This window comes from Allobosea sp., assembly GCF_035999205.1.
Lineage (GTDB): Bacteria > Pseudomonadota > Alphaproteobacteria > Rhizobiales > Beijerinckiaceae > Allobosea.
The window spans coordinates 679,525-694,777 of record NZ_DASYHA010000026.1 but is presented as its reverse complement, the minus strand read 5'-3'; the positions used below and the strand labels follow the sequence as shown (position 1 = coordinate 694,777).

The window sequence follows — 15,253 nt, the reverse complement described above, 5'->3', positions numbered from 1 at the left end:
GGAACCCTCGAAGCAGCCTCCGCTGGAGGACAAGCGCCTGCGCGCACCTGCCGCCGCCCGCAACCGTGACGCCATTCTTACGGTTCTGCGCGAGGTGCTGCCGACGACCGGCACGGTGCTCGAGATCGCCAGCGGCTCCGGCGAACATGCGGTCCATTTTGCCGCCGCGCTGCCCGCCCTCGCCTTTCAGCCGAGCGACCCGAGCGCCGACGCGCTCGCCAGCATCAGCGCGTGGACGGCGCAGCGCGGCGCCAACAACATCCTGCCGCCCCTCCAGATCAACGCCGCCGCCGAAGATTGGCCCTCCTGCGCCCCCGATGCGATCCTCTGCATCAACATGATCCACATTGCGCCCTGGTCGGCGGCACAGGGCCTGGTACGCCATGCCGGCCGGCTGTTGCCGGCGGGCGGGCCGTTGATCCTCTACGGCCCGTTCAAACGCCCGGATCGCCCGCTGGAGCCCAGCAACGCGGCGTTCGATGCCAGCCTGCGCGAGCGTGATCCGGAATGGGGCTTGCGCGAACTGGAAGACGTCGCGGCGCTGGCAGCGGCAGCGGGCTTCGGTGCGCCGGAGGTGATCGAGATGGCGGCGAACAACCTGAGCGTGATCTTCAGGAGACGTTCCGAGCGCTAAACCTCGGCTCGAAGAGGATGGTGCGGACGGCGGGGATCGAACCCGCATAGCCTTGCGGCTGAGAGATTTTAAGTCTCTTGCGTCTACCAGTTTCGCCACGTCCGCCTGATGGAGAGCGGTAGCGGGCGGACCGGCAATGCGCAAGCGCCGCAGCGGCTTATCGGCAGAAGCTCAGTTCCGCCGCGCGGGCTTGTACCATTCGACTCCGTCCGGATCGACATAGAGGCCCGGCGCCACATCCGAGCCGATCGGCTTCTGCTGCATCGGCACGCGTACCGTGTCGTCGCGGTCGCCTCGCTTCACGTAAGGTCCGCTCGGCTGCTGCCCGCCATGGCCATGCCCGCGCGAGGCGGCGAGGCCGACCGTGCCCTGCCGGCCGGCGACCTTGTCCTGAAGCTCCGTCACCGGCCGACCGGCAAATACGGTGCCGCCCTTTCCCTCGATCACCGGCCAGGCCCGGCGCGCCGCGCCCTCGCCGGTCACGCGGACCGCGATGAAGCGCGGGACATAGGTCGCGCCGCCCTTGCCGAAGCTCTCCCAACCGCCGGCCGTGACCATCTGCGCGCCGCAGCGCTTGTGGCTGCGCTCGCACAACGCGCGCGAGGCGTAGCGCGGAGCCTTCTGCTCGAATTCGGCGCGGGCGTTGCGATAGGCGAACTCGCATTGCTCGGCCGTGAGCAGGCCGGCTCCAATGCACTCGTCGCGCCGCTCATAGACGGCGCCCTGGACCGCCCCTCGCGTCTGCGCCGCGAGATCGGCCGGAGCGGCCAGAAAGAAAGCGGGCGCCAGCGCGGCGGCCCGCAGGCCCAGCAGGAGCGAAGCGGCGGAGGTCACGATCATGCGGTGCAACATCATCATGATTGTGGCTTTACAGCAGCGCCCGCCGGGACTTGGCGAGTTCCAGCGTCGCTGCGTAATCGATCTTGCCGTTGCCGAGCACGGGAATCGAATTGGTCACGAGGATGGCGCGCGGCATCCACAGCTCCGGGAAGCCCTGCGCCTTGGCGGTTTCGTGAAGCGCGCCGCGTTCGGCATCGGGCTTCTCGGTGACGAGCACGAGTTGCTCGCCCTTGCGGGCATCCGGCAGCGCCACGACGACATGGTTCTGGTCCGGCCACAACCCGGCGATCATCGTTTCCACCGCCGCCAGAGACACCATCTCGCCGCCGAGCTTGGCGAAGCGCTTGGCCCGCCCCCTGATGACGACGAAGCCGTCGTCGAGCGTGACGATGTCGCCAGTGTCGTGCCAGCCGTCATCCGGCGGCAGGAGCCTGCCTGGCTCGTCCGCGCTGAGATAGCCGGCCATGATATTGGGCCCGCGCACACGGAGCTTGCCCCCCTCGGTGATGCCCTCGACCGGTTCGAGCCGCGCCTCGATGCCGGGCAGGAGCCGCCCGACGCTGCCCTCGCGCATCGCGACCGGCGTGTTGCAGGCCAGCACCGGCGAGCATTCCGTGCAGCCATAGCCTTCGAGGATGGTGGTGCCGTAGGGCTCCCACAGGCGCCGCGTATCCGGCTTGACGCGCTCAGCGCCGGCCACGACGTAACGCACGCTCTTGAGATCGTCGGGGTCGGCGGCGCGAGCATAGCCCTGAAGGAACGTGTCGGTTGCGAACAGGAAGGTGCAGCCGGTCTCGCCGATCAGCTTAGGCACCTGCTTGTAGTGCAGCGGGCTCGGATAGAGCACGACCTTCATGCCGCTGAGCAGCGGCATCAGCAGCCCTGCCGTCAGGCCGAAGGAGTGGAAGGCAGGCAGCGGGTTCATGACGATGTCCCGCTCGGACAGGAATCCCGCCGCGAGTGCGAAGATCTGGCGGGCATTCGAGACCAGGTTGGCATGGCTCAGCACCACGCCCTTGGGCTTGCCCTCGGTGCCGGAGGTGAAGAGCACGACGGCGGGCTCGTCGGGCCGGGCCTGGTAGCGGCGCATCGCCAGCCCGGGCGCGAAGTTCGCCAGCACGCCCAATGCCTTGTCGAGACTGGTGATCTGCTTGCGCAGATCCTCGAGATAGATGATCCGCCTGCCCTCTCCCAAGGCGGCAAGCTCATCGTCGAGCTTGGCCTGGTCGACGAAGCGCCGCGAGGTCACGATCGTCCTGAGCTCGGCGAGTTCGCCGGCGGCCCGCAGGTTCTTGACCCCCGCCGTGAAGTTCAGCAACGCTGGCACGCGCCCGAAGGCCGTGAGTCCGAACAGCGTCACCGCCATCGCCTGAACATTCGGCAGGAGCACGCCGACACGCTCCCTCTCCGTCGTCTGGGCCGCCAGCTTGCGTCCCAGCACCAGGGCCCCGAGCACGAGGTTGCCGTAGCTCAGCGGCTTGCGCTCGGCGTCCTCGACGGCGATCCGGCCCTTGCCATGGCGCGAGACCGCCTGCAGCAGTGCCGCAAAGAGAGTGATGCGCGCGCCCGCTTCATCGAAGACGGGCAGGTTTCGATCGGCGTCGGCCATGCTTGGCTCGGCTCCCGGCAGGCGTTCCTCTTAGCCCCTGACTTAAGCCAATATGCTGACGTTGCAATGAAACGATGCGCGGAAACGCGCTTGATCCTCAGCCGAACGCTCCGATCTCGTGCTGGATAGCCCCTGAAATTTCCCGTAGCAGGTCGAACAGCTCCCGCATCGGCGCGATCACATCGCGATGCAGCGCCTCATAGGTGCCAGCCTCGCGCGGTCCGGGCGGCTCACCGAAATCGAGCCCGATCGTCGGGTCGGGTTTGAGCGGGAAGATCTCTCCCAGCAAGGCCAGGCAAGCCGGCACGTCGAGTCGCAGCAGCCGCTCCAGCAGCGCCTCGCGCGTCAGCCCGGCATGGGGCCGGAAATCCGGGATATGGCTAGCGCGCAGCCAGATGGCGTGCATCGCCGCAAGCCTGATCGCATGCAGCGCGACCAGCCTGACCGGCATCTCCGGGGTCTCCCCAGCAGCGGTCCTGAGCTTCAGCGCATCCGAGGACAGCCGCCAGAACAGCCGTCTCAGCGCCGGCGCCAGTTCCAACCGCGAGAGCGCATCGCCGACGGCGAGCAGTTCGTCGCGGCGGCCTTCCTTCGCCGTGCGCCGCGCCCGGTCGAACCAGCTACCGGGGTCGAGCGTATCGAGATAGGCGCGCAGCACGTCGAGGTCGCTTGCCGCCATCGCATGTTCGGCCAGCCGGTAAGCCCGGTCGAAACGGTCGGAGCGCTCTCGCATCGCGTTGAACAGGTCTGGCGCGCGTGAAGCCGCCTGGCCGATGCCATGGACGCTGTTCGCCAGCCAGCCGAGCTGCTGCAGGATCGCGTTGTTGGGGATCGCGCGCAGCTCGCGGGGATGGCGGATGCGCGTCGGCCCGCCGGCATCGCTCTGTCGGGCCGCCGGTCGCGAGCCGGTCTTGTCGAGGAGCGACGGGCCGAAGGTGCCGATCAGCGCGGCATAGCCGGGATCGTCCACGAGCGCGGTCATCTCCTCGCGCACGGTCTGGAAGAACTCGGTCGCGAAATCCGGCTCGTCATAGATTGGGTCGGACACCGGCTGGTTGGCCGGGCCGAGCACGGCTTCCGCGATCCGGCCGACCGTCGCGCCGGCGAGCTGCCGTGTACCGAACAGCATGTAGCCGTCGCTGCCCTGGAAGCTGGTCTCGCGCACAGTCCGAACGCCTGCCTTCGCAAACGCCTGCCGCGCCCAGGCCGGTTCGAGATAGGCCAGGCGGTCGGTCAGGCTGGCCGGATGGGCGCCGCGTCCCGCCGACTCGCCATGGGTGTCGAAGATCACCAGTTCGACATCGGCGAGATCGTAGCGCACCAGAAGCTCGCTGATCCGGATGCGCAGCCGCTCGACCCAGTAGGTCGCTGCGATCTGCCCGATGTAGCGGCCGGAATCGGAGTAACCGAACTGGATGCAGAAGCGTCCGTGGCGCTTGAGATAGGCGCGGAAATGCGGGCTGCGCAGCGCTTCGTCGATGATGCGCGGCCCCTGCTCCAGAGCATCCGAGGTCTCGAACAGCGGCGAGATCTCGACGCGGTCGGCAATGCCGTAGCGGCTCGCGAGCCAGAGCGCGCAGAGCAGCGTGTAGCCGGTCTCGGTCTCGGCCACGAGAAAGCGGACCGCCTTGCTGCCATCCACATGCTTCACGATCTGGGCGATCGTCATCAGCATCCGCGTCGCCGAGGCGCGCTCCGCCGCCAGCGCGCCGAAATCGACCGCGATCGGCTGGACCTTGCCGAGCAGCGCGTTGACCGCCGAAAGGAAGGCCCGGCGCTGCGCCGGCTGGGTCGGCTCCTCGTCGAGCGGAATGACGGCGCGCATGGCGTTGTGGAGCTGCGAGGCATTGAGCCGGAAATGCGGCAACGCAATCGACACGCCATGGGCGACGCAGCCCGCCTTGACCAGACACAGCGCCATGGTGACGTGGTCGTCGTCGGATTTGGCGAGCGCTTCGTCCAGCGCCGCGATTAGCCGCGACGCCTCGGGCAGCGCCGTTTCGCGCTCATTGACCAGCGCGAGCGCGAAGGCCTGCAGAGCGGGCAGGCTGGGCTGCGTCGAGATCGGCGGCGCCAGCGCAAGCTGCCGCTCGATGGCGGCCTGTGCCTGCCCCACCAGATCCCACACCTCGGCCGTGGCGGGCACCGCCGGAAGCTTCTCCAGGATGCGGACGAGCTGGCCCCGCTTCGATTCCAGCCGGTAGCGCAGCGTGTCCCACCAGCCGATGTCGGTGCGCCCGTCCGTGTCGCAGCCGACCCAGGAGGCCAGGGTGACAGGTCGCGGCACGAGGCGCTGCCACTGCTCGGGCCAGCGGCCACTGGCCGCGCGCAGCAAGGCCTCGTTGAGCCGGTCGATCGCGTCGCGCGCGTGACGGACCGCAAAGCGCGCCTGCTCGAACTCGTCCTGCAGGGTGATGCGCGCATCAGGCCGAAAAGAGAGCGTCGCCTGCTCGATCACGCTGTCGCCGGCCGAATCGCCGGAAGCGAGCGCCGCCAGCGCATGTGCCAGCTTCCGGCTCATGCCGAAGGTCGGATGGGCGGTAAAGACTGCGGCAAAGCGAACGCGCTCGACCGCCTCCCTGAAACTCTCGAAGGGATCGGCTTGCTTCGCCGCCTCGGTCACCATCTGCTCGGCCAGCGCGGCAAAGGCCGGCTCGCCGTCGCCCTCCATGCCGACATAGGCCGCGACTCGCCCGGCCCGCTGCCGCAACGCCTCCCGCCCGAGCAACCGCACGAGTTCCTGCGCGGCCGCGACGGTGAGCTCGCCACGGTCCATCCGGCGCGTCAGCCAGAGCGTGACCCGCAGCACCGGATTGCCAAAGGGATCCTCGCGCGAATCGCTGCGCGCCTGCGCGATCTCGTCCCGGAGCCTGGCGGCCAGCGCCACGGTCACGTCTTCCGCCATCGGAGCTTCCGCCCTGTCGTTCATGGCACCCGCCTCCCTGCCTTCGCATGAGGCAAGTTCCGGGCCGGTTTGCCAAGCCGGTCCAGCCCGGCCGGCGGCATGTGTCTTGCTCGACGGGCCATCGCAAGGTGAAGTGGCAGGCCTCGTAGCGGCGCCACGCTGTTTGCCCTTCCGATGTCCTCCCTGAAAGCGATCCAGCCATGCCTCCGGTCGATACCGATGCCTTCCTGCGGGACCTCTACGAGCTGCGCGGGATCGGAACCTTCAAGACCGGAGTCCACCGCCCAACCTATTCGCCGCAGGACATGCAGGCCCGCCGCTGGCTCGTCGCGAAGCTGACCGAGTGTGGGCTCGACGCCTCGATCGACGGCATCGGCAATGTCTATGGGCGACATCGCGGCGATGGCCCGCATCTTCTCGTCGGCAGCCATATCGAATCGCAGAACGAGGCGGGCTGGCTCGACGGCGCGCTCGGCGTCGTCGCCGGCATTGCACTGGCGCGCGCGGGGCTGCCCGTCGATGTCTGCGCCTTCGCCGATGAGGAAGGCCATTTCAACATCGGCCTGCCCGGCAGCCGGTCGCTGATCGGCGAAATTTCGGAGGAGGCCATCGACGGCGCCCGCAACCGCACCGACGGAACGCCGATGCGCGACGCCCTGCGCGCCGCCGGGCTCGAGGGCCTGCCGCGCCGGCTGCTCGAGCCCGGTCGGCACAAGGGCTACTACGAGATGCATATCGAGCAGGGCACACAGCTCGACAATGCAGGGCTGCGGCTCGGCGTCGTCACCGGCATCGTCGCGATCTGGCAGTGGCGGATCGTCGTCGAGGGGCAGCAGGATCATGCCGGCGGCACGACCATGGCGGAGCGCAAGGATGCCGGGCTGAGCGCCGTGCGGCTGCTCGCGGCGATTGACGCGGAGTTTCCGCGCATCTGCGGAGAGCGCACGACCTGGACCACCGGTCGCTTCCGCCTCGATCCAGACGCGCCCAACATCATTCCCGGCCGTGCCGAGGTCCTCTTCCAGTTCCGCGACGTCTCGGTGCCGGTGCTGGAGCGGCTGGAGACAGGCCTGCGCGCGCTGGTGCAGGAGGCGAACCGCCGCGAGCGCTGCAAGATCACGCTCACGCCGGTTTCGAAAATGGTGCCGGCGCTGTGCGACCCGGGGATGATGGAGGCGCTGTCGCAGGCAGCGGAAGAGCTCGCCCCCGCAGCCTGGCAGACCATGCCATCGGGAGCCGGCCATGACGCGCAGGTCCTGGCGCGGCGCATGCCTGCCTCGATGCTCTTCGTGCCCTCGATCGGCGGCATCTCGCATCACTGGACCGAGGACACGCGGGACGAGGACCTCGCCCTGGGCCTGCAGGTGCTGCACCGCGCCGCCGAGCGCTTCCTCGCGAGCTGAATCCCGCTCCCGGACCGATCGGGCATCTGCACTCGCCACGCTGGCGCGGGCCGTCTCCCCTTGCCCAGCGGCGCCTCTGCGCGCCATAGGAGCGGCCACCGGGCAGCGGTAGATCATGCCCAGGCCACCCCACATCGCGCAGGCCCATCGTGACAATATCCGCCTCCCCTGCTGCCGCGACGGCGCGCCGCAACCTTTGGCTCGGCATCGGCTGCGGCTTGCTGACCAGTCTGATCTGGGGCGTGCAGGCCGTCGTCTCGCGTCAGTCGGTTGCGGATGGCATGACCGCAGCTGACGTCACCATCCTGCGCTTTGTCGTCGCCTCTGCGATCCTCATGCCGCTGGCGCTGCGACGGATGAGGCCCTTCCCCTTCGGCAGGCTCGGCTGGCGGCGCTCGCTCATCCTGACCGCGCTCGCCGGAGCGCCCTACGCGCTGGTGCTGGTCGCCGGCGCCGCCTTCGCGCCAGCCCTGCACGCCTCGGTCATCGTGCCCGGCCTCATTCCTGTCATGACGGTCGCGCTCGTCTTCGCCGTGACGCGCGAGCGTCCCGGCACCCGGCGCATGCTCGGGCTCGCGCTCGTGCTGGCAGGCATCGCCGCCTTCGCCTGGCAGGCCTTCCGGCCGCAAGGGGCGCAGGACAGCGCCTGGATCGGCGATCTCTTCTTCGTCGCCAATGCGGTGATGTGGTCGGTCTTCGGCCTGCTGGCGCGGCGCTGGGGCACGGACGCCGTCGAGGTCACGATCGCGACCTGCCTGCTCTCGCTGATCGTCCTGCCGGTCTTCGCGCTGACCATGCCGGTGCGGCTCGGCGATGTGGCCTGGCCGGCGATTGCGCTGCAGGCGATCTATCAGGGTGCGCTCGTCGGCGTCGCCGCGCTGTTTCTCTATACGAAAGCGGTGCAGCTGCTGGGAGCCGCCCGCGCGACGCTGTTCCTGCCGCTGAACCCGGTCGTCACGGCGCTCGCCGGCATCCTGCTGCTGGGCGAATATCCCTCTGCCGTTGAGATCGCCGGCATGCTGCTGGTGATCGCGGGGATGAGCGTGGCGCTCAGGGCGCGCTGAGCGCCCTGCCCCGAGCCGTTAGCCCTCGCGGATCTCAGCCTTTGTGATCCTTGGCGATCGGCTCGACATAGGACAGCCCCATATCCCAGGGGAAATAGATCCAGGTGTCCTGGCTGACTTCGGTCACGAAGGTGTCAACCGTCGGAACGCCGGCCGGCTTGGCATAAACCGTGGCGAAATGCGCGTTGGGCAGCATCTCGCGGACAACGCGGGCGGTCTTGCCGGTGTCGGTGAGGTCGTCGACGACGAGGACGCCCTGCCCCTTGCCGTCGCCGATCGCCTTGATCGAGGGCGCGACGTCCTTGAGGACCTTGAGCTCCGACTGGTTCTTGTAGTCGTGGTAGCTCGCGACGCAGACCGTCTCGATCAGCCGCAGGCCGAGTTCGCGGCAGATGATCGCGGCCGGAACCAGCCCGCCGCGGGTGATGCAGACGATCGCCTCGAACGGCCCCTTCTCCGCTAGCCGCCAGGCGAGCGCCCGGGCATCGCGATGAAACTGGTCCCAGGAAACCGGGAAGGCCTTGTTGGACGTCGGTTCGGCCATGATGTCGGCTCCGGCTGATGATGGGCCAAGTGTTCCTTGACGAACGGCGCCCCTGATCAGTCCGAAAACCCTATCGACGGCGCGCTGGCAAGAGGGAGCGCGCCCGCCATCCCCTGAAAGCGGCTCCTGAACCTCTCAGAACTCCGCCCAGCCCGCCGTGTCGCCACCTGCGGCGTGACGCCTCGGCGAAACGGGGGAACGCAACGCGACGGCCGGAACCCGCTCGAGATGCGGCGACTGCGTCCTGATCTCGGAGGTCACGCGAGCCGCCAAGCCCTGCCCGGCGGCGCGATCGAGCGTGAAGGACGCGACCATCCCATTCAGAGCCGCCGTATCGCGCTGCAGATCCTGCGCGACCTTCGCGCTCTGATCGGCGAACATCGCGTTCTGCTGCGTCAACTCGTCCATATGCGCAACCGTGCGGGCCATTTCCTCGATGCCGTTCGACTGCTCGGTCGTCGCCGCCGAGATCTCGTTGACCGTAGCGGCGACCTTCGAAGCCGCTTCCTCGATCTCGCCGAGCGTCACGCCGGCATCCTTGACCAGCCCGACCCCAGCCTGGATCTGCTGCGTCGAATTGGCGATCAGCGCTTTGACCCCGCTGGCGGATTCGCTGCAGCGAGCGGCCAGTGCCCGCACCTCGGAGGCGACGACGGCGAAACCACGGCCGGCCTCGCCCGCCCTCGCCGCCTCGACGGCGGCGTTGAGGGCCAGCAGATTGGTCTGGAAGGCAATTTCGTCGATCATCGCGATGATCTCCGAGATGCCCGACGAGGCCTTCTCGATGCGCTCCATCGCCCCGACCGCTTCCCTCACGATCGCCCCGCCCCGCTCCGCGACATGGCTCGCCTCCTGGCCAAGCGCGACCGCCATGCGGGAATTGCCGGCGCTGTGCTTGACCGAAGCCGCGAGCTCCTCGGTCGTGGCGGCGGTCTCCTGGAGGCTCGACGCATTCGCCTCCGTCCGCTGGGCCAATTGCGCGCTGTCGGCGGAAATCCGGTTCGAAGCCCCGTCGATGCGGCTGGAAATCTCGCGCACCGAACCGACGACTTCAGCCATCGTGTCGAGCAGGTCGTTGACGCCGCTGCACAGGGACGCGACCTCGCCGCTCTTGCCGTCGAGCCCGACTCGCCCGGTCAGGTCCTTGTTCTTGGCCCGCGCGATGACTGCGCCGGTTTCCTGGACGGCCGCTTCCAGCTGCTTGCCCTTGAAGCTCGCCGTAATGTCAGTGGCGAACTTCACGACCTTGTAGGGCCGGCCACGCGCATCCATAACCGGGTTGTAGCTCGCCTGGATCCAGACCTCGCGGCCGCCCTTGGCGATGCGGCGATACTGCGCCGCCTCGTATTCACCGCGGCCAAGCCGCTCCCAGAAGGCCTTGTAGGCAGCCGACTCGCGCTCGACGGGATCAACGAACATGCGGTGATGCTGGCCGACGATTTCCGGCAGCGTGTAGCCGAGCACCGCCAGGAAGTTCTCGTTGGCGTGCAGCACCTTGCCGGTCAGGTCGAACGCGATCACGGCCTGGGCCTTGTCGATGGCCCGCTGCTGGCATTCGAGATCCGCCTGGTGATTCTTCTGCTCGGTCACGTCGAAGGCGTATTTGACGACGCTGACCGGCTTGCCGCTCGCTCCCATGATCGGGTTGTAGCTCGCCTGGATCCAGACCTCGCGCCCACCCTTGCCGTGCCGCAGAAACTGGCCGCGCACGAACTCGCCCCGGCCGAGATCGGCCCAGAACTGCTTGTAGGCGGCGGTATCGGCCTCGCCGGGTGGCATGAACAGGCTGTGGTGCTGCCCCTTCACCTCGGCCAGCGAATAGCCGGTCACCGCGAGGAAATTCTCGTTCGCATCGAGAATCCGGCCGTCGAGACCGAACTCGATGACCGCCTGCGACCGGTTGATCGCGGCGATCTGTCCTCCCGAGCGACGGCCGGCAAATGGATTCGAGAAGAAGCCCATCTGTACCCCCTGGCATGAGACCGCATCGACGTGTGCTGTCTCGACGACCCGCCGCCCGCTCCGAGGAGGGTGCACCGCTATGCGACGGCGCCCGAAATCGAATCAACGACCAGTCGAGATTGAGCCAAAGTGGTTGATGAATTCTTTCAATTACTCGAAAACCAAATAATACACATATCAATAAATAATACTCAAAGCCAAATTGAGCCTTACCTAAATGAATTCAGCGCTCGAATAAAATAGAATTACCGATCACAAAGGATATAGTTGTATAATTCTCGCTTTGGTTGCATTATATAGCCTAAAGATGTTCCGCTTTTGCCCGCTCGGATTGCAGCATGGTTGTGACAGCAACCATCGCCGCACTCAACTTTTCGGCATCTCGCGACCGCACAACCACATTCGTGTCCGGTCCCGTTTCCGAGAAGAAGGGGTATGAGCCGATTGAGACATCCGGATGGGCCCTTGCCACCTCGGCCAGCGCCGTTCCGATGTCGCCCTCGCGCAGTCCCGCCCGGACCGTGTCAGAGAGAATTTTGACGCCGGTCTTCAGCGTCGGCGCGACGACGTCGAGCATCGCCTGCATGATAGAGGGCACGCCGGCCATCACATAGACATTGCCGATATTGAAGCCCGGCGCCTTCGAGACCGAATTGGCGATGAGGTCTGCACCGGCCGGAATGCGCGCCATCCGCAGCCGCGCCTCGTTGAGTTGGTCGGGCGGAAAGCGCTCGGACAGCATTGCGATGGCGCGCGGGTCATGGTCGATCGAGACGCCGAAGGCGGCCGCCACCGAATCCGCTGTGATATCGTCATGCGTCGGCCCGATGCCGCCGGTGGTGAAGACATAGCCATAGCGGGAGCGGAGTGCGTTCAGGGCCGCAACGATATCCTCCTGGACATCGGCGACGATGCGGACCTCGCGCAGTTCGATGCCGATATTGGTCAAGTACTCGGCGATGTAGCCGATGTTCTTGTCCTTGGTCCGGCCGGACAGGATCTCGTCGCCAATGACGAGGATCGCGGCTGTGACGATCGCCGGAGCGGATGTCTGGTCGTTCGCGGTCATTCCCGGCTCCTGGCTCCGGCGGCGGGCGATCTTCGCGCCGCCGCTCAGCGACTAGAGCTAGGGGTTTGCAGGCGCCGGCTCAAGCGGCGCTAGGGGCACTGCGGTCATGCATGGCGCAAGGCGCCGGCGAGGCCTGCGTCAGCCCCGCTTGGCCTTACGTTCATAGACGAGGTTGAGGCGCGTCTGGGCCAGCAGCGTATAGCCGCTGCGCGCGAGTAGCGCGGGCAGGTCGCTCTGCCAGCGTTGGCGCGAATCCTCGATGATAATGAAGCCCGGCCACAGGCTCTCCGGCGCGTCGCGCAGGAAGGGTTCCAGAATCAGGTCCTCGGCTCCCTCGACATCAAGCTTGATCGCGTCCAGCCACTCATAGCCCTCGTTCTGCACGAGCGAGAGCAGCGTCATCGCCGGCACCCGCACCGCCGTTCCGACGCTGGAGCGCAGGATGCGAACGCTCGATTCACCCCGGTTCGTCGGATCGATGAAGAGCGTGAGTTCGCCAGGCTTGTCGGCCAGCGCGCAGGCGACTGCCTTGACCGTCCCGAACGGGTTCTGGGCGATGTTGAAGGAGAGCCGCGCGAAGACCTCGGGCTGCGGCTCGACCGCAAGGATGCGCGCGCTGGGGCCGGCCTTGGCCGCCACGAACAGCGAGTAGGCTCCGATATTGGCGCCGATATCGATGAAGCGGAAGCCGTCGCGCAGGCGCTCGGCCAGCAATCCGCGCTCCAGCGTGTCGAAGTACTGCGGCGTGAACAGGACGCGCTTCTCGCAGACATTCCCATCGGGATAGAGCCGCATCCGCGCGCCTAGCGACTCGATGTCGACGGGGCGGCCTTCGAGGGTGCGCAGCCCGAGCCGGCGCAGCGCATAGGCGATCTTGCGCCCGAGGAAAGTGTCGGACGCACGGCGCGTCCAGGCGATGATGCGCGCGAGCCCGCGCCGAGGCGCGAAGGTGCCGTAAGGCTTTTCCTCCGCCTGAGACTGTTCGATGATGGCCATTGCGCCAGCCTGATACACCCGGCCGCGCCCCGGCGCCAGCCGGGCGATCACGCCGCGGTCCGGGCTGCTCCAGGTCCCTTGCGCGCCGGACCAAACCCAATAGATATGGTCGGCGAGGACTTGCGCGGCGAAAATGACCTTTGACGAAGCCAGATGACATTTGACGAAACAACTGGGCGCACGCGCATGCGCGAGCCCGCCATCAAGATTCATGGACCCGAGGCCTTCGCGGCCATGCATAAGGCCGGCCGCCTGACGGCCGAAGGCCTCGACATGCTCGGGAGCTACGTCAAGCCGGGCGTCACCACGCAGCGCCTTGACGACCTCGCTTTCCAGTTCGCCATGGACAACGGCGCCTTTCCGGCGACGCTGTTCTATCGCGGCTACACCAAGTCGATCTGCACCTCGATCAACCATGTCGTCTGTCACGGGATTCCCGATGACAAGCCTTTGCGCGAGGGCGACATCCTGAACATCGACTACACGCTGATCGTGAACGGCTGGCACGGCGATTCAAGCCGGATGTACGGTGTCGGCGAAATTCCGCGCAAGGCGGAGCGGCTGGTCGAGATCACCTATGAATGCCTGTTGCGCGGCATCAAGGCCGTGCGTGCCGGCAACACCACCGGCGACATCGGCTTCGCCATCCAGCGTTACGCCGAGGCCGAGCGCTGCTCGGTGGTCCGTGACTTCTGCGGCCATGGGATCGGCCAGCATTTCCACGATGCACCGAATATCCTGCATTACGGAAGCCCCGGCGAAGGCATCGAGCTGAAGCCCGGCATGGTCTTCACCATCGAGCCGATGATCAATCTCGGCAAACCCGGCGTGAAGGTGCTCTCCGACGGCTGGACGGCCGTGACGCGCGACCGCTCGCTCTCGGCGCAGTTCGAACATCAGATCGGTGTGACCGAAACCGGCTGCGAGATCTTCACGCTCTCGCCCGCCGGCTTCGACAATCCGCTCGCCGCGAAATGACGGCGGAAGCGGGCAAGCGCCGGACACGTTCCGCGCCGCCCGCGCCCGGATTGTTCGGCGATGCCGGAACGGCACCGCCCTCCGCCCCGTCTCAGGCAGCTGCTGTCGCCCCGCCTCCCGAGCCGGCGCATTACCATGGCCACCGCGAGCGTCTTCGCGCCCGCTTCCAGGAAGCTGGCACGGATGCCCTGCCCGACTATGAACTGCTGGAACTCCTGCTGTTCCGCTCGATTCCGCAGCGCGACGTCAAGCCGCTCGCGAAGGAGCTGATACGGCGCTTCGGCTCCTTCGCCGAGGTGCTGGGCGCGCCGGCCGCGCGCCTGACCGAAGTGAAGGGGGTCGGCGCCGGTGTCGCACTCGACCTCAAGATTGTCGAGGCGGCGCTGCAGCGCATGGCCCGGGGCGCCGTCGCCAAGCGCACAGTGCTGTCGTCCTGGTCTGCCGTGCTCGACTACTGCCGCACGACGATGGCCTTCGCCGAGCGCGAGCAGTTCCGCATTCTCTTCCTCGACAAGAAGAATGCGGTCATCGCCGACGAGGTCCAGCAGACCGGTACGGTCGATCACACGCCAGTCTATCCCCGCGAGGTCATGCGCCGGGCGCTGGAGCTGTCGGCTTCGGCCGTCATTCTCGTCCACAACCATCCCTCGGGCGACCCGACGCCCTCCGGTGCCGATGTGAAGATGACGCGCGACCTCGTTGATATCGCGAAGACTCTCGGCATTGCGATCCATGACCATGTCATCGTCGGTCGTGACGGCCATGCCAGTTTTCGCGGACTCGGCCTGATATGACGCAGCCTTCGCTCAAGCGTGTCTACGAACCGCGGGCGGAAACGGACGGCACGCGCATCCTGGTCGACCGGCTGTGGCCGCGCGGCGTTTCGAAAGATCGAATCGACCTCTGGCTCAAGGACATCGCACCGAGCGACGACCTGCGGCGGCAGTTCCACGGCCAGCCGGAGCATTGGGACACGTTCCGTGCTGCCTATGCCGCCGAGCTCGGCGCCGCGCCGGCGAGGGCCGCGCTCGAAGTCCTCGACGAACGGCTGGCTGCCGGCCCGGTGACGTTGCTGTACGCAGCGCGCGACGAGGAACACAACAACGCCGTCGCGCTCAAGCTCTGGCTTGCAGAGCGGGGTTGATCACCGACCGCCCCGGCCCGCACGCGCAGCCATGCGACCAATTGCCGAGGCCGACCGCGTGTTTTTGCCCACGCAATAGGCAGAGCCCGGCGCGCACCTGACCAT

At 67.2% G+C, this 15,253-nt stretch carries 13 protein-coding genes and 1 tRNA gene; 6 read left to right on the top strand and 8 right to left on the bottom strand.

Translation table 11 applies throughout. The features are described 5' to 3' along the window. The first annotated feature begins 22 nt into the window (after positions 1–22). Positions 23–634, top strand: a complete 612-nt coding sequence (locus VGN82_RS25260) for a DUF938 domain-containing protein (RefSeq protein WP_327529958.1) — start codon at positions 23–25, stop codon at positions 632–634. A gap of 18 nt (positions 635–652) precedes the next feature. Here VGN82_RS25260 and VGN82_RS25255 read toward each other — a convergent pair. The 4 genes from VGN82_RS25255 to VGN82_RS25240 form a co-directional block, all read right to left on the bottom strand. Beyond that, positions 653–739, bottom strand: a tRNA-Leu gene (locus VGN82_RS25255). Between the two features lie 66 nt (positions 740–805). After that, positions 806–1,474: a DUF1190 domain-containing protein gene (locus VGN82_RS25250; RefSeq protein WP_327529822.1), complete on the bottom strand. Its 669-nt coding sequence runs from the start codon at positions 1,472–1,474 to the stop codon at positions 806–808. 28 nt (positions 1,475–1,502) lie between these two features. After that, a complete protein-coding gene (locus VGN82_RS25245) occupies positions 1,503–3,083 on the bottom strand; it encodes an AMP-binding protein (protein ID WP_327529821.1) in 1,581 nt (526 codons plus the stop codon). 97 nt (positions 3,084–3,180) lie between these two features. Further along, a complete protein-coding gene (locus VGN82_RS25240; protein ID WP_414644388.1) occupies positions 3,181–6,012 on the bottom strand; it encodes a phosphoenolpyruvate carboxylase in 2,832 nt (943 codons plus the stop codon). 176 nt (positions 6,013–6,188) lie between these two features. Here VGN82_RS25240 and VGN82_RS25235 point away from each other — a divergent pair, with 176 nt between their 5' ends. Next, positions 6,189–7,391, top strand: coding sequence for a Zn-dependent hydrolase (locus VGN82_RS25235; RefSeq protein WP_327529820.1), 1,203 nt, complete (start codon positions 6,189–6,191; stop codon positions 7,389–7,391). A gap of 149 nt (positions 7,392–7,540) precedes the next feature. Next, on the top strand, positions 7,541–8,455 hold the full coding sequence (locus VGN82_RS25230; protein WP_327529819.1) for a DMT family transporter: 915 nt from the start codon (positions 7,541–7,543) through the stop codon (positions 8,453–8,455). 34 nt (positions 8,456–8,489) lie between these two features. Here the strand turns inward: VGN82_RS25230 and gpt are convergent, their stop codons facing one another. From gpt to VGN82_RS25210, 4 genes are all read right to left on the bottom strand, one after another. Next, the gene (gene gpt / locus VGN82_RS25225; RefSeq protein WP_327529818.1) at positions 8,490–8,999 is read right to left on the bottom strand and encodes a xanthine phosphoribosyltransferase; all 510 of its coding nucleotides are present in this window, start codon (positions 8,997–8,999) and stop codon (positions 8,490–8,492) included. A gap of 135 nt (positions 9,000–9,134) precedes the next feature. After that, the gene (locus VGN82_RS25220) at positions 9,135–10,961 is read right to left on the bottom strand and encodes a methyl-accepting chemotaxis protein (protein WP_327529817.1); all 1,827 of its coding nucleotides are present in this window, start codon (positions 10,959–10,961) and stop codon (positions 9,135–9,137) included. Positions 10,962–11,262: 301 nt separating this feature from the next. Beyond that, positions 11,263–12,030, bottom strand: coding sequence for a competence/damage-inducible protein A (locus VGN82_RS25215; protein ID WP_327529816.1), 768 nt, complete (start codon positions 12,028–12,030; stop codon positions 11,263–11,265). 138 nt (positions 12,031–12,168) lie between these two features. After that, the gene (locus tag VGN82_RS25210; RefSeq protein WP_327529815.1) at positions 12,169–13,026 is read right to left on the bottom strand and encodes an FkbM family methyltransferase; all 858 of its coding nucleotides are present in this window, start codon (positions 13,024–13,026) and stop codon (positions 12,169–12,171) included. Between the two features lie 153 nt (positions 13,027–13,179). Here VGN82_RS25210 and map point away from each other — a divergent pair, with 153 nt between their 5' ends. Genes map through VGN82_RS25195 form a run of 3 tightly spaced genes read left to right on the top strand, consistent with a single transcriptional unit; the run spans position 13,180 to position 15,148 of the window. Then, positions 13,180–14,004 carry a type I methionyl aminopeptidase gene (map, locus tag VGN82_RS25205; protein WP_327529814.1) on the top strand — a complete coding sequence of 275 codons (825 nt, stop codon included), beginning with the start codon at positions 13,180–13,182 and terminating at the stop codon, positions 14,002–14,004. Continuing rightward, on the top strand, positions 14,001–14,798 hold the full coding sequence (gene radC, locus VGN82_RS25200) for a RadC family protein (protein WP_327529813.1): 798 nt from the start codon (positions 14,001–14,003) through the stop codon (positions 14,796–14,798). Before map ends, radC begins: the two co-directional genes overlap by 4 nt. After that, the gene (locus VGN82_RS25195; protein WP_327529812.1) at positions 14,795–15,148 is read left to right on the top strand and encodes a DUF488 domain-containing protein; all 354 of its coding nucleotides are present in this window, start codon (positions 14,795–14,797) and stop codon (positions 15,146–15,148) included. The genes radC and VGN82_RS25195 overlap by 4 nt, the downstream gene beginning before the upstream one ends. The last annotated feature ends 105 nt before the right edge of the window (positions 15,149–15,253 follow it).